General features: G+C 61.3%; 12 protein-coding genes and 2 pseudogenes. 4 read left to right on the top strand and 10 right to left on the bottom strand.

Features of this window, described 5'->3' with window-relative positions; genetic code table 11:
- Positions 1-156 precede the first annotated feature (156 nt).
- The 7 genes and pseudogenes from GA0061105_RS34060 to GA0061105_RS16680 form a co-directional block, all read right to left on the bottom strand.
- A pseudogene (locus GA0061105_RS34060) lies at positions 157-1,215 on the bottom strand (methyl-accepting chemotaxis protein); the annotation flags it as partial.
- A 108-nt stretch (positions 1,216-1,323) separates the two neighbouring features.
- Positions 1,324-2,082 (bottom strand): annotated as a pseudogene (locus GA0061105_RS34065) (MCP four helix bundle domain-containing protein); the annotation flags it as partial.
- 244 nt (positions 2,083-2,326) lie between these two features.
- Positions 2,327-4,036 carry a methyl-accepting chemotaxis protein gene (locus tag GA0061105_RS16660; protein ID WP_092751583.1) on the bottom strand — a complete coding sequence of 570 codons (1,710 nt, stop codon included), beginning with the start codon at positions 4,034-4,036 and terminating at the stop codon, positions 2,327-2,329.
- A 31-nt stretch (positions 4,037-4,067) separates the two neighbouring features.
- Positions 4,068-4,577 carry a chemotaxis protein CheW gene (locus GA0061105_RS16665; protein WP_092751585.1) on the bottom strand — a complete coding sequence of 170 codons (510 nt, stop codon included), beginning with the start codon at positions 4,575-4,577 and terminating at the stop codon, positions 4,068-4,070.
- Positions 4,574-6,616: a chemotaxis protein CheA gene (locus GA0061105_RS16670; RefSeq protein WP_092751587.1), complete on the bottom strand. Its 2,043-nt coding sequence runs from the start codon at positions 6,614-6,616 to the stop codon at positions 4,574-4,576. Before GA0061105_RS16670 ends, GA0061105_RS16665 begins: the two co-directional genes overlap by 4 nt.
- Positions 6,613-6,981 carry a response regulator gene (locus GA0061105_RS16675; RefSeq protein WP_092751589.1) on the bottom strand — a complete coding sequence of 123 codons (369 nt, stop codon included), beginning with the start codon at positions 6,979-6,981 and terminating at the stop codon, positions 6,613-6,615. The genes GA0061105_RS16670 and GA0061105_RS16675 overlap by 4 nt, the downstream gene beginning before the upstream one ends.
- The gene (locus tag GA0061105_RS16680; protein ID WP_092751591.1) at positions 6,978-7,307 is read right to left on the bottom strand and encodes a glycosyltransferase family protein; all 330 of its coding nucleotides are present in this window, start codon (positions 7,305-7,307) and stop codon (positions 6,978-6,980) included. Before GA0061105_RS16680 ends, GA0061105_RS16675 begins: the two co-directional genes overlap by 4 nt.
- A gap of 341 nt (positions 7,308-7,648) precedes the next feature.
- Here GA0061105_RS16680 and GA0061105_RS16685 point away from each other — a divergent pair, with 341 nt between their 5' ends.
- Positions 7,649-9,391: a chemotaxis protein gene (locus GA0061105_RS16685; RefSeq protein ID WP_092751593.1), complete on the top strand. Its 1,743-nt coding sequence runs from the start codon at positions 7,649-7,651 to the stop codon at positions 9,389-9,391.
- Positions 9,392-9,466: 75 nt separating this feature from the next.
- Here the strand turns inward: GA0061105_RS16685 and GA0061105_RS16690 are convergent, their stop codons facing one another.
- Positions 9,467-10,549, bottom strand: coding sequence for a tetratricopeptide repeat protein (locus GA0061105_RS16690; protein ID WP_092751595.1), 1,083 nt, complete (start codon positions 10,547-10,549; stop codon positions 9,467-9,469).
- A gap of 10 nt (positions 10,550-10,559) precedes the next feature.
- Positions 10,560-11,213 (bottom strand): thiamine phosphate synthase, encoded by a 654-nt coding sequence (locus tag GA0061105_RS16695; RefSeq protein ID WP_092751597.1) that lies wholly within the window; start codon positions 11,211-11,213, stop codon positions 10,560-10,562.
- 108 nt (positions 11,214-11,321) lie between these two features.
- Between GA0061105_RS16695 and GA0061105_RS16700 the strand changes: the two genes are divergently transcribed.
- Positions 11,322-12,086 carry a sulfite exporter TauE/SafE family protein gene (locus GA0061105_RS16700; RefSeq protein WP_092751599.1) on the top strand — a complete coding sequence of 255 codons (765 nt, stop codon included), beginning with the start codon at positions 11,322-11,324 and terminating at the stop codon, positions 12,084-12,086.
- Positions 12,087-12,153: 67 nt separating this feature from the next.
- Entirely contained in the window at positions 12,154-12,414 is a 261-nt protein-coding gene (locus GA0061105_RS16705) for an ArsR/SmtB family transcription factor (protein ID WP_003552646.1), read from the top strand.
- 201 nt (positions 12,415-12,615) lie between these two features.
- Here GA0061105_RS16705 and GA0061105_RS16710 read toward each other — a convergent pair whose 3' ends face one another.
- Complete coding sequence (locus GA0061105_RS16710) at positions 12,616-12,789, bottom strand: YdcH family protein (RefSeq protein WP_009996782.1); 174 nt, start codon at positions 12,787-12,789, stop codon at positions 12,616-12,618.
- 227 nt (positions 12,790-13,016) lie between these two features.
- Here GA0061105_RS16710 and GA0061105_RS16715 point away from each other — a divergent pair, with 227 nt between their 5' ends.
- On the top strand, positions 13,017-13,220 hold the full coding sequence (locus GA0061105_RS16715; protein WP_010028538.1) for a YdcH family protein: 204 nt from the start codon (positions 13,017-13,019) through the stop codon (positions 13,218-13,220).
- The last annotated feature ends 1 nt before the right edge of the window (position 13,221 follow it).

Genomic DNA, 13,221 nt, shown 5'->3' on the forward strand with positions numbered 1-13,221 from the left:
GATCCTACGGAGAGAAAGCAGTAGACTTACCTGCCGGCGCCCCAAACGCCGGAAGTGTGGGTCGCGGGCCATGCTGGCTGGCCCACAACATTTGCGGATCGAGACAGCGCTCAAGCGTTTCTCCAGGAGAACGCAATCGTTCTGCTCAGAGGAGCGCTAAGCGCTCTCTCTAAACTCGTCGTCGCCGTCATCAGGACCGCCCATCGACATATCGAGGGCGAATCCCTTCACTCGCGCCTGTTGAGCAGCGACGCTGCCGGCGGCCGGTTTCTTGGCCGGAGGCTTGCGGCCGGCGGCCGGGGCCGGAGCCCGCACCGGCGTCCTGGCAGCCGGCGCGCGGTCACGGCGGCCGCCTGCCGTATCGACCTTGAAGAAGGCGATCGACGTCTGCAGTTCTTCGGCCTGGGCGGCAAGCTCCTCGGAAGTTGCCGACATCTGCTCGGAGGCGCCGGCATTCTGCTGCGTCACCTTGTCGAGCTGCTGGATCGCCTCATTGATCTGAGCGGCGCCGATATCCTGTTCGCGGCAGGCGGCGCTGATCTCGGATACAAGTTCCGCCGTCTTGCGTATGTCGGGCACCAGTCGGCCGAGCATCTCGCCGGCTTCCTGTGCGGCCGTCACAGTGTCGCCCGACATGGCGCTGATTTCGGCAGCTGCCGACTGACTGCGTTCGGCAAGCTTGCGCACTTCCGATGCGACCACCGCAAAGCCCTTACCGTGTTCACCGGCCCGTGCTGCTTCCACAGCCGCGTTAAGGGCGAGCAGATCGGTCTGGCGGGCGATTTCCTGCACGATGCCGATCTTCTGGGCAATCGTCCGCATCGCGTCGACCGCACGGGTTACCGCTTCGCCGCTGGCTTCCGCGTCCTTGGCCGACTGCCGCGCGATCTTCTCGGTCTGGGCGGCATTGTCGGCATTCTGCTTGATGTTCGAGGCCATCTCCTCCATCGAAGCGGAGGCCTCTTCGGCAGAAGCCGCCTGCTCGGTTGCACCCTGCGACACCTGTTCGGAACTTGCCGAAAGCTCCTGGCTGCCTGCCGAAACATTTTCGGCGGCCGAAATCGCGTCGGCAACCACGCCGCGCAATCGCTCGACCATCTGCTCCAGGGCAAGACCCAGCGCATCCTTGTCGGAAAGCGGCTTCGGTGACACGGTGAGATCGCCATTCGCGATCTGGTTGGCTATCCCCGCCGTGGTTCTGAGGTTGGCAATCATGCTCTGCATCGCAATCCCGAGCGCGTCCTTGTCCGAGAGCGGTTTGGCATCGGTGGTCAGGTCGCCCATGGCGATCTGGTCGGCAAGGGCGGCGGTCGCACGCAGATTGGCGGTCATGGTGTTGACCGTATCGATGAGGTCCTTGATCTCGTCATTGGTCCTGACGTCGACTTTCTGATTGAGATCGCCGATTGCCACGGCGTTTGCGACGCTCGTGATCTTCCTCAGACCATTGTTGATGCCGAGCGTGATCCACAAGGCTGCGCCCAGCGCCAAAAGCACGGCGATGACGGATGCCGTGGTGAGGATGAGCTTTGTCGAATTATAAAGATCCGTATTGGCATGGTTGGTCGCCTGCATGCCCTTACGCTGGATCTCCGTCAGGGAGGCGATCGCACCGGCCATTTCATCGGTCATCACCCTGAGATCGCCGAGCGAAAGCGCCAGCGCGCCTGATTTGTCGCCCTTAGCATCGAGCTGCTGCAGTTCGGCGGATTTTTCTCGGAATTTCCCGGCGATCGTCCGGAGCTTCTCCCAATGGGGCTTGCCCTCCGGCGAGGCGATGGCAAGGCCGGCATCGACGCTGTCGAACAGGGTCTGCAGGTTCTGGTCGGCTTCCTTATAGAAGCCGGCGGCGGTCTCGTGATCGGTCGACAGCAGCGCGTTCTTCTGAGCGCGGATCGCATTGACTTCAGCAATATTGGCATTCAGCGCGAGCTCCAGGCGGCGCACCGGCCCGTCGATCATATTGCCGCTCGCCTCGTTCAAGGTGCCGAGGCTCAGGCTTCCGTAAACCGCGATGCCGATCAAAAGCAGCGTGATGACTGCGAAAGCAAGGCCTAGTTTGAGCTTAATGGTGAAACGCATGTGATACCCCGTTCTATGCGCTAAAACGATTGGATAGAGAGACGTTCCTGTCCAAGAAACGCCGAACTTCAGAGTGATGTGTCTGAAAGGGGGAAAGCGACTGCATTCACTTCCCGGCAGCCGGACATCTATCGGTCGCAGCGCCAACGCCTACACGCGTTGGGGATATTTCCGCCTCGGGCCACCGGAGCAGCCCGAGGGATCACATGAGGGCGAAGGCCAAGACACGTCTCCCGAGGGTCGCTTATGCGCTCTCCCGGAAATCGTCGTCGCCGTCATCGGGACCGCCCATCGACATATCGAGAGCGAAACCCTTGAGGCGCTGTTGCTGAGCCGAAATCGTCTGGCCGCGGCCCTGGCTTTGGGCATGCGGAGCAGGCCTGCGGGCAGCAGCCGGACCCTTGACCACCTTTGCCGGGCCTTTCGCCGGCGACTTATGGGCGCCGGAACCCCCTCTGCCTGCCGTATCGACCTTGAAGAAGGCGATCGACGTCTGCAGTTCTTCCGCCTGGGAGGCGAGTTCCTCGGAGGTTGCCGACATTTCTTCCGAGGCGCCGGCGTTCTGTTGCGTCACTTTGTCGAGTTGCTGGATCGCCTCGTTGATCTGCGAGGCGCCGATATCCTGCTCGCGGCAGGCGGCGCTGATCTCGGAAACGAGTTCCGCCGTCTTGCGGATATCGGGCACCAGGCGACCGAGCATCTCACCGGCATCGGCAGCGGCCTTGACGGTATCGCTCGACATTGAGCTTATTTCGGCGGCGGCCGACTGGCTGCGCTCCGCAAGCTTGCGCACTTCCGAGGCCACGACCGCAAAACCCTTGCCGTGCTCACCGGCGCGGGCCGCTTCCACAGCCGCGTTGAGAGCGAGCAGATCAGTCTGGCGGGCGATTTCCTGCACGATGCTGATCTTCTGCGCGATCGTGCGCATCGCGTCGACGGCACGGGTTACCGCTTCGCCGCTGGCTTCCGCATCCTTGGCCGACTGACGGGCTATCTTTTCGGTCTGGGCCGCGTTATCGGCATTCTGCTTGATGTTGGCGGCCATCTCCTCCATCGAGGCGGAAGCCTCTTCGGCGGAAGCCGCCTGCTCCGAAGCGCCCTGCGACACCTGCTCGGAACTTGCCGAAAGCTGCTGGCTGCCGGACGAGACGTTTTCGGCGGCCGACAGTGCGTCGGCGACGACGCCCCGCAGTCGTTCGATCATAATGTTGACGTTGCCCAGGAGTTCGCCGATTTCATCATGGCTGGTGATCTCGGCCATCTTCGTCAGATCGCCTTCCGACACTTCGCGAACCACCATGTTGGCGCGGTTGAGGCCCTTGCTGATCGTGCTGGCAATCCAGAAGGCGGTAATAGCGGCAATCAGCAGCGCAACGCCGGCGACGGCGATCATTGTCGTGCGTGTCGTTGCATACTGCGTATCGGCATCGGCATCGGCGGCCTTCATGCGCTGCTTTTCAAGCGCCAAAATCTCGGCGAGTGTCGAGTCGATATCGTTGACGGCGGCACGCGCCGCCGTGATCGAGACGGTGTTTGCGCCATCGATATTGCCGGCCTTCAGATAGTCGCGGATCTGGTCGTCGGCTGCGTTGAAGGCCTTGGAAAGTTCGGCAATGCGCGCCCAGCGCGCCTTGCCTTCTTCCGTTGCGCGCGCCAGCGCTTGGTCGAAGGCGTCGCTGAAATCCTTGCGGGCCTGGTTGCCCTTGTCGATCGCACCGGCGCTTTCTTCCGGGGTTCGGGCAGTGAGCAGGTTCTTCTGCTGGCGGATGGCTTCGAGCTGCGCAATGTTGATCTGTTGCGCAAGATCGAGGCGGGCTGCCGGGCCGGCAAGAAGATTGCCGATCGTATCGTTCAGCGATCCCAGGCTGAAGATACCGTAAGCGGCGGTGCCCAGAAGCATGAGGATGATGAAGGTGAACGCGGTCACCAGCTTCGTCTTGATTGTCAGTCGCATCGGTTTACCCCCAATTTGAATTCATCCGGCGTCAGTTGACGGCCCCCGCCGCATTATGCCTCGACGAAAAAATCGCCTGCAGATTCGGGAGAATGATGAATTCTCCGCCCCTCTTCACCAGGCAGTTGATGTAGTCGGCGCGCCAGCGCATGCCGACGCTCGGCGGCGCCTCGCTCGCGGTCTTTGCAAGCGTGGTCACCTCGTTCACCTTGTCGGTTCTGAGACCGACGAGCGTCGGCTCGCCCTGCAGATCGATCTCGATGACGATGAAGCGGCTGTCGATCGTGGCTTCCGCCGCCTCCATCCCGAAGGCGAGACGCAGGTCGGCGAGCGGAATGACCTTGCCGCGGAAGTTTATCACGCTTGCGACGAAGGGCTGGCTGCCCGGCACTGCGGTCTCCGGAAGCAGGTCCAGGATTTCCTGAACGATGACCGCTTCCAGTGCGAAGGTCTCGCCATTGAGATCGAAGGTCAGCACCTCGACCTCCTCGGCATAGCTCCAGTGATTGTCGAACCGTTCGGCTGTTGCTGCTGCGCTCATCCTGCTACCCGCAATTGCGCCTCCTGTTGCTGACCCGCGGCAACCAGGTGGCCGACGTCGAGAATGAGGGCGACACTGCCGTCGCCGAGAATGGTGGCGCCCGAGAAAGTCGCCACGTCGTTGTGCAGTTTCGACATCGACTTGATGACCGTCTGGTGGTCACCGATGATCTGGTCGACGACCAGCCCGACGCGCTCCGTGCCGGTCGAGATCACCACGACCTTCTGATGCACGTCTGGCTTCGTGCCGGTGCGGAAGAGATCGCGCAGCCGCAGGAACGGCACCAGGCTGTCGCGCAGCGAGATGAAGCTGCGGCCGCGCGACCGGAGATCTTCTTCGAGCGAAAGTTCGAGGCATTCCTCCACCGCCGACAGCGGGATGACGTAGCGGCCAGAGCCGACGCGCACCAGCAGACCGTCGATGATGGCAAGCGTCAGCGGGATTCGCAGCGATACTTCCGATCCCTGACCCGGCACGCTAACGACATCGATCGCGCCGCGTAGCGCCTCGACCGTCTTCTTGACCACGTCCATGCCGACGCCGCGGCCGGAGAGACTAGTGATCGCCGCGGCCGTCGAGAAGCCGGGAGCAAAGATCAGCTGCAAGAGCTCGGAGTCCGAAAGCGGCTGGCCCGGTTGGATCAGCCCGGAGGATTCAGCCTTGGCGCGGACCCGTTCGCGATTGATGCCCCGGCCGTCGTCCTTGATGGAGATGATCACCTCGCCGCCGGCCTGGCGGGCAGAGAGCGTCACCGTGCCGGCTTCGGTCTTGCCGCCGGCAAGGCGGTCGGCCGGCATTTCGAGGCCATGATCGATCGAGTTGCGCACCAGATGCACCAGCGGATCGGCCAGGCGCTCGATCACCGTCTTGTCGACTTCGGTCGTCTCCCCTTCCGTCACCAGCTCGATCACCTTGCCGGTCTCGCGGGCGAGATCGTGGACAAGACGGCGGAAGCGGGAGAAGAGCGTTGCGACCGGCACCATGCGCAGCACCATCATCGTGTCGCGCAGTTCGCCGGAGAGGCGTTCGATTTCTTCCGAGACGGAGCGCAGCGCAATATCGACGCTGGCGCTGGCGAGCTGGCTAAGGCGCGATTGTGCGATGACGAGTTCGCCGACGCGGTCCATCAGCTCGTCCAGGCGCTCGGCCGGGACGCGGACATTCTCGGCAGCCTTCGCCTGGCTGGCGGCAGCGGGCGCCTCGCGCTTGACAGGCACCGCTTCGACAGGACGGAATTCCGGCACGGCAGCCGCCGGAACAGGCGCCGGCGATGCAACAGGAGCAGGCGCCGGCTTTGCTTCGGCCGGAGCGGCGGTTGCCGCTGCCGCGCCATCGATCTCTTCGACGCTGAGGTCCATGTCGTCGAGCACGAAGATAAAGACGTCGTCGATCGCCGAACGATCCTGCTCGCTGGTCAGCGTCACATCCCAGGAAACATAGAGTTCCGTCGGAGTGAGCTCGTCGAGAGGCGGAATGGCCGAAGTATCGGCGAGCACGGTGCATTCGCCGAGATCACGCAACTCGTCCAGCAGGCCGAGCGGATTGGTGCCGTTGGCCATCGAATTGGCCGGCAGGCTGAAGCGGATGCGCCAGCTATTCTTCTTTTTTGCCGGAACTTCGCGCACCGCCGCCGGAACGGCTGCCGCTGCGGCCGGCGCCGCAGCCTTGCCGCCGACGGCAGCCTGCAGCTGCGCCAGAAGCTTGTGCCCGGTGTCGCCGTGATCGGCGTCGGGCTGGTCGACGAGGGCACGCATGTGGTCCTGGGCAGCGAGTACGGCGGCGACGAGTTCGCTGGTCGCTGCGACCTCGCCCTTGCGGACTCGGTCGAAGGCGGTTTCGCAATGATGGGTGAAGGCTGCGAGCGCCTCGAAACCGAACATCGCTCCCGAGCCCTTGAGCGTGTGAAGCCCGCGGAACACGGCGTCGACGAGATCTTTGTTGCCGAGCTGGTGCGTGAGGTCGAGCAGACCGGCCTCGATCGCTTCGAGGCATTCGGCAGCTTCCATGCGGAATACGGCGACCGGATCGAGGGTGCTCATCTTCCTAAGACCTTCTTGACGATCTTCACGAGATTTTCCGGGTCGAACGGCTTGGTCAGCCAGCCGGTAGCACCGGCCGCTTTGGCGCGGGCCTTGAGATCGGCGTCCGATTCCGTCGTCAGGAAGATGATCGGGACGCCCGCCTGCGGCGGCAGCTTGCGCAATTCCTCGATCATCGTCAGTCCGTCCATGACAGGCATGTTGAGATCGGTCACGATCAGGTCGAAGCTGCTTCCCTTGGCTGCCGCAAGGCCCTCGGCCCCGTTGATCGCCTCGGTGACGCTGTAGCCGGCATTTGTCAGTGTGACTTTGGTGGTCAGGCGGATGCTGGCGGAATCGTCTACGGTCAGGATGTTTGCACTCATAACGTCACCTCTTTATGCAACCAGAAATTTTTGTCTTCTTTATCGAAGGATTCTATAAAACCTGCGCGTTCAAGTACCTTTAGGACCGAGCCACTCGCCGGCGAAGAAAGTCTGAACGTCTTTCCATTGGCCTTTGCTTGACGGCGCGAGGATTCGATGAGTTGAATGAAACTCAGATCCGCTTCCGCACCCTCGGGAATGCTGATGATGACCGTATCACGACGGTGAAATTCATCAGAAATTCTGCAATATATTTCGGACACATACCGAATGCTCAGCACGTCAGGCAAATTTATAGATTCGTAATATTGCTTTGGAGTATTCAATGCAGCCCCCCGGGTCGGAGAAATACTTGATGACCCTAAGAGGACTCTCACGGCAGCGTTAATGCGGGGTAAACAGCGGTTGTAGAAAAGTGCTGCATAGCGGATTGCGCGACTCCGAAATCTCATCCGGGATAAGTTGTATTTTTCTCTCAGCAATCAGGATTAAACCCCGAAAAATCAGCGGGTTGGATAATGGCTGCCGGCCATGCGGTTCAGGAATGAGCCTCCTCCACATGTTTCGTTAATCACAACGCAGGCGAGTCTGGCGCGTTTACCGGTCGTTTCCATCCTGCCCGTAAAAATAGAGTCAAATTGCCTGTGTTTTAAGAAAAGGTATAAAATTGGCACACGCTCAGGTATCACCTCACGCTGCGGCCTACACACCGGGACGGGACGTCAGCCAGACACTTGAAGCCGCTCGCAGCCAGGTCGAGGAACGTTTCCTTGAAGCGGGCACGGTGCTGCTGTCGGTGATGGATGTCCTCAACCGTCTGTTGAACTCGCTCGAAAGCGTCACAACGGCGCTCGACAACAAGGAGTCAAGCGATACCAGCGCCGATCTCCAGGCAACTGTGGAAAGCCTGATGGCACTGCCGGTCACTGAGGAAAACCGTCAGCAGGCCCTCGTTTCGCTGGCGCAAACCGGCAGGGAACTGCGCAAGCACGTCGCCGACATGCAGGAGACGATGCGTTATCTCAGAACTTTTGCCGTGACCGTCAAGATCACCGGCGCCGGCCTTGCCGAATTCGCCGGCTTCGCCCAGGAGATCCTGGAACGCATCTATTCTGGCACCGATGAGGTCAACCGTTTCGCTGCCCATCTCGACAGCCTCGAGAAAGAGGTCAAGCTCGCCGTCTCCCTGGGGGCGAGCGTTTCGAGAGCTTATGCCGGTACGGTTCCGGCCGTCGCGGCTGCGCTCCGCGACGATGCCGCCAAGATCACCAGGCACCGGAAGGAATTGAGCGTCGTTGCCCGCGAAGTCGCCGCGATTGCCCGCGGTGTTCAAACCAAGGTCGCTTCGACATTGTCCGCCCTGCAGATCGGCGACATCACCCGGCAGCGCATCGAGCATGTACAGGCGACCTTTTCGCTGCTCGAGGATTTCTTTGCCGGCGAGGACGGCGCCAAGCTCGACGTTGGCGCACGCCAGCGGCTTCAGAACGTCATTCATCATCTGACGGCGGCGCAGATGAGCGAGATGTGCGCCGAATTCCAGCGGGATTCGGAAAACGTCGTCAAGACGATCGCGAGTTTCGACCACGACATGAGAGAAATCCTCAAGCTGCGCGACCAGATGAGCAGCGAGAGCGGTGAGGCCGACGGCAACTTCATGCGGGCGCTCGAATCGAGCGTCTCGGCCGCCCATGAAATCGTCAAGCAGGTCGACGCGGCAAGCCGGCAGGCCGACCAGGTGAGCCAGTCGACGATCGGTACCGCCGCCAAGCTGTTCGAGGCGATCGGCAACATCCGCGCCGTCAAGACCGATATCCATTATATGGCTTTGAATACAAACCTGCGCTGCAGCCGCCTCGGTGAGGAAGGAAAGTCCATCAACGTCGTCACCGCCGAATTGCGCATCTTCGCCGGCAAACTCGACGATTCGGCCGACTCCATCGTCAACGGCCTGCCGGCGCTCGAAGCCGCGGCCGGCCGCGTCGCTCCCGCGACCGATGCCCGAGCCGGCGGCCTGGACGAGAGCCTGACGTCGGCCGTCGACAATATCCGCTCGGCCGCGAACGTGATGGAAGATGAGCTGAAGGTGCTTGCCGAGAACGGCGGCGAGGTCGCCACCAAGATCCGCCTGCTGATCGGCAAGCTCGACTTCCAGCATGATCTCGGCGACGTCCTTGCCCGCTCTGCCGATCTGCTCGTAAATGTCGCCGGTGCGGAGATCGCCGACATCTCCGATCTCGCCGAGACGATCGCCCCGCTCGACCGCAAGATCTTCAAGCTCTACACGATGGTCCAGGAACGCAATACCCATCGCGGCATCATCCCGGCGAGCGTTGACGATACCGCGGCTCCGGTCGAAACTCCGAAAGAGCAAGACGACGAGGATCTTTTTGCCGACGCTCTTTTCTGATCACGCTGCTTGGGAGCTCAAGTGCTTCAAACTGGGCGAGCCCGCTTGCTTGTCGTCAGAGGCGAAGAATGATCGCTACCGTCGCCGGAACTTGTTGGCCGCCTCGATCGCCGCTTTCTGCTGATCGTCCTCGATGCCGAGATAGAAATCTTCAAGCGAGGGATCGGCAAGCCCGGCACGGCGCGACAGCACATACCACTTGGCCGCCTCGATCGGGTTGGGCGGCGTGCCGATGGCGTTGATGTAGAGATGGGCGAGTTTGTTTTGGGCGGCGACATTGCCGCCATTGGCGGCAAGCCTCAGCCATTCGAAACCCTTGACGTAATCCTTCGGTCCGCCGATACCGTTGACCAGCCAGATACCGAGATCGAGCTGGGCCGTATCGAAACCGGCGCGGGCGGCGCGCGCCATCCACTCGCGGGCGAGTTGCTTCTTTTCTTCCGGCAGGTCCTTCAGCGTCGCATAGAGCTGCGCCACAGCATATTGCGAATCGGCGATACCCTGCTCGGCTGATTTCTCGTAGAACGGCAGCGCGAGCTTGAGCCCCTTTTCGCCGGGATTGTCGGCGACGACAATCTGCGCCCAGTTGAATTCGGCTGAAGGATTGCCGGCCTCGGCCGCCTTGCGCATATACTCATCGGCCTTGGCCTTGTCGCGCGGCACGCCCTCGCCTTCCATCAGCATCAGCGCATATTTGAACATCGCAGCCGCATCGCCGCCTTCGGCCGCCTTGCCATACCAGAAGGCGGCATTCTTGACGTCCTTCTTGACGCCCAATCCCTGCGAGAGGATTTCTGCGATCAGCGTCTGCGCGGCCGGATCACCGAGCTGGGCGCGCGGCAGCGCTTTGTCCATCGCCGTCAGATAATAACCCCGCTGATAGGCGCCATAGGCCTCGTCGATCGGGCCCTTATAGTCCTTTTCCGGCGGCAGGTCCGGCAGCTTCGCGCCCATCCGGTCGTATACTCCGACGCCGTCGGAAGGCTTCACAGTAGAGCCGGACGGCCGGTCGGTACGAAAAGTCGACGCCGGCGCCGTGTTTGGCTGGCTGATGACGCTCTCCGTCGATTGCGCCAGGCTTGTATTCGGCGCGACCGCAGCGAAGGTGGCGGCGCCGGCGAGGAGATATTTCAGAAGACGGATGGGCGGGATCGGCATGAGCGCGATTTCAATCCTCAAACCGTGGCGCTTTTTCGTCAAGCAATGCGTTGATCTCGGCGACGACAGACGGCGCCCGGGCCGGATCGCCGAAAACGGCCAGCCGCAGCGCCACGAACTCCGCGCCGGTCTCTGCGACGGCGAGCGCCGAGGCCGGATCGGTGCCGCCCATGACAATGCAAGGAATCTCGATCATCGAAGCCCACCATTCTCCGAGGGCAAGGTTCTTCGGATGCGCCTCCGGCTTGATGTCCCCGTCTAGCTTGCCGAAGAAGATATAGTCCGGCCTCACTTCGCCGATCTCCAGTGCGGTATGCCGGTCGGCCGCATTGCCGCCGCCGACGATCAGCTTCGGCGCGTGTTTGTCGGTCGCCTCCGACAGCGCCTCGGCATTGCCGACAAGATGCAGGCCATCGGCCTTCGCCCGTCCCGCAACGCGGCTGTCGCCTGCAATCAGCGCGGCGGCCCCCGCATCCTGGATCACCGGCACCAGCTTCTCGGCATGTTTCTGGAAGCTGGCGTCGTCGAGCCCGTATTGCGGCACGATGACCGAGGCGACGTCGCCGCCCTTGAGCGCGTCGGCGACGATGCTTGCCCGTTCATCGGCATCGGCGATATCAGGGGCGATGAGCACCAGGCGGCAGCGGTTTTCGGGTTCGGTCATGAGGTCTTTCCGTTTCCTGCGAATTCCCTTCTCGAAAGGGCGGATCCGCACTCGTTTTGTGTGAGTAGTTCCGTTAGACGAGGCTTGCAAGAGGAGGACGTCGAAAGCATGCCGCAGGACTTGTCATTCTACTACGCCGCCGTGCCCGCCGTTGTCTTGGTCGGCCTTGCAAAAGGCGGTATGGGCGATGCGTTGTCGCTGATCGGTTTGCCCTTTCTCGCCCTCGTTGTCTCGCCTGTCGAGGCGGCGGCGATCCTGCTGCCGATCCTGGTCTTCATGGACATGATCTCACTCGTCATCTGGCGCAGACATGGCGACTGGGCAACGCTGAAGATCATGCTGCCGGGTGCAATTTTCGGCATTGCGCTCGGCTGGGCCACCTCGGCGCTCGTTCCGGGCGACATGCTGCGCATCGTCATCGGCGCCGTGACCATCCTCTTCTGCCTGCGTTATTTCTGGAACAATTTCGGCCCCGGCGCCGGAAAACTAATCCCGCCGCGCGACCAGCGGCCGGTGGCAGCCAGTCTCTGGGGCGCATTCTCGGGATATGGCAGCTTCGTCGCTCATGCCGGCGGCGCGCCGTTTCAGATCTATGCCCTGCCGCTCAAACTGGGGCCGCGTGAATATACCGGCACCAGCGTGCGCTTCTTCGCAATCCTCAATGCCATCAAGCTGATCCCCTATTTTGCGCTCGGCCAGCTCGACGCACAGAACCTTACGACCTCCGCGACGCTCTTGCCCTTCGCTCCGCTCGCCACGATTGCCGGCGCGTGGGGCGTACGCCGCATGAAGCCGCAGATTTTCTATCCCTTCATGTATGCGATGGCCCTGATCGCGGCCCTTCTGATCATGCGCGACGGCCTTGGCTGGTAAGCTCAGCGCCACGCTGCAATGCACAATTTCCTTGCTGCAACGGCCGGTTTGACGTAGCTTTCCCGCCATGTCGAACACGGACCCTTTCTCTGCGATTGCCGATCCGAACCGGCGCTTTTTGCTGGAAGAGTTGCGGCGCGCACCGCGCACGGTAAACGAACTTGCCGAGGGCCTGCCGATCAGCCGTCCTGCTGTATCGCAGCACCTGAAGGCGCTGCTCGACAGCAATCTCGTCTCCGTAACCTCGGAAGGCACGAAACGCATCTATGCGGTCAATAACCGCGGTTTCGACAAGCTCAATCTGTGGCTGGATCAGTTCTGGGCCTGATCGCCCTCCCATAACACCCGGGCGCGGTGTCAAATCAGCGGAACGCCATTTGCGGGCCAAGGAGATGCAAAAGCGCCAGCCGCGACGTCATGGGCATCGGGCTGGCGCAATTCTGGCGGGATCACCGGTTCTTGCAAATTTTAGCGGAATGGATGGATTTACCTCTTGGGCAAGATGATCGCCCGGCGACCCTTGAGAAAATTAATGGACGGATGACTTGAGACGCTGAATCTCGTCCTTGATGCGCAGCTTGCGGCGCTTGCATTCGGCAATTTCAGTATCTGAGATCGAGGGAGCTGTTCTGAGTGCATGCAGCTCCTCCTCGAGAGCGACATGCTTTTTCTGGAGCGATTCAAGATGAGCTTGAACTGTCATTTGACCCTTCCTTCCTCTTACCCTCCCCGGCCAACATCGTCGGGGATCAAGGTTTGAACCGGCGGACTGTGACATATTTTTGAAGGCTTGTCGAAGGCCAAAAGATGAAGATGAGATGGCAAATTCATGATCAACACTAACTAGCCGTTACCCGTATTTGGTGATAGGAGCTTGCGGAAATCATCGGCAGATCGGACAAGATCCGAGGACGATAACGGGGAATGCACATGGCCGATCAGGAACAGGCGGAAATCAGGCTCATGGTGGCGCGTCTGCGCCAGGAGCACGAGGATTTCGACGCCGCGATCAATGCCATGATCGAGACCGGATGCGACGCTCTGCGAATCCAGCGCATGAAGAAGAAGAAGCTTGTCATCAAGGACAAGCTCTCCAAGCTGGAAGATCAGATTGTTCCCGACATCATTGCCTGAA

It is taken from the genome of Rhizobium aethiopicum (genome assembly GCF_900094625.1).
GTDB lineage: Bacteria > Pseudomonadota > Alphaproteobacteria > Rhizobiales > Rhizobiaceae > Rhizobium > Rhizobium aethiopicum.

Coding starts and splice junctions, on each gene's coding strand:
- GA0061105_RS16660 (WP_092751583.1), bottom strand. CDS start 4,036: ATGCGACTGACAATCAAGACGAAGCTGGTGACCGCGTTCACCTTCATC.
- GA0061105_RS16665 (WP_092751585.1), bottom strand. CDS start 4,577: ATGAGCGCAGCAGCAACAGCCGAACGGTTCGACAATCACTGGAGCTAT.
- GA0061105_RS16670 (WP_092751587.1), bottom strand. CDS start 6,616: ATGAGCACCCTCGATCCGGTCGCCGTATTCCGCATGGAAGCTGCCGAA.
- GA0061105_RS16675 (WP_092751589.1), bottom strand. CDS start 6,981: ATGAGTGCAAACATCCTGACCGTAGACGATTCCGCCAGCATCCGCCTG.
- GA0061105_RS16690 (WP_092751595.1), bottom strand. CDS start 10,549: ATGCCGATCCCGCCCATCCGTCTTCTGAAATATCTCCTCGCCGGCGCC.
- GA0061105_RS16695 (WP_092751597.1), bottom strand. CDS start 11,213: ATGACCGAACCCGAAAACCGCTGCCGCCTGGTGCTCATCGCCCCTGAT.
- GA0061105_RS16700 (WP_092751599.1), top strand. CDS start 11,322: ATGCCGCAGGACTTGTCATTCTACTACGCCGCCGTGCCCGCCGTTGTC.
- GA0061105_RS16705 (WP_003552646.1), top strand. CDS start 12,154: ATGTCGAACACGGACCCTTTCTCTGCGATTGCCGATCCGAACCGGCGC.
- GA0061105_RS16710 (WP_009996782.1), bottom strand. CDS start 12,789: ATGACAGTTCAAGCTCATCTTGAATCGCTCCAGAAAAAGCATGTCGCT.
- GA0061105_RS16715 (WP_010028538.1), top strand. CDS start 13,017: ATGGCCGATCAGGAACAGGCGGAAATCAGGCTCATGGTGGCGCGTCTG.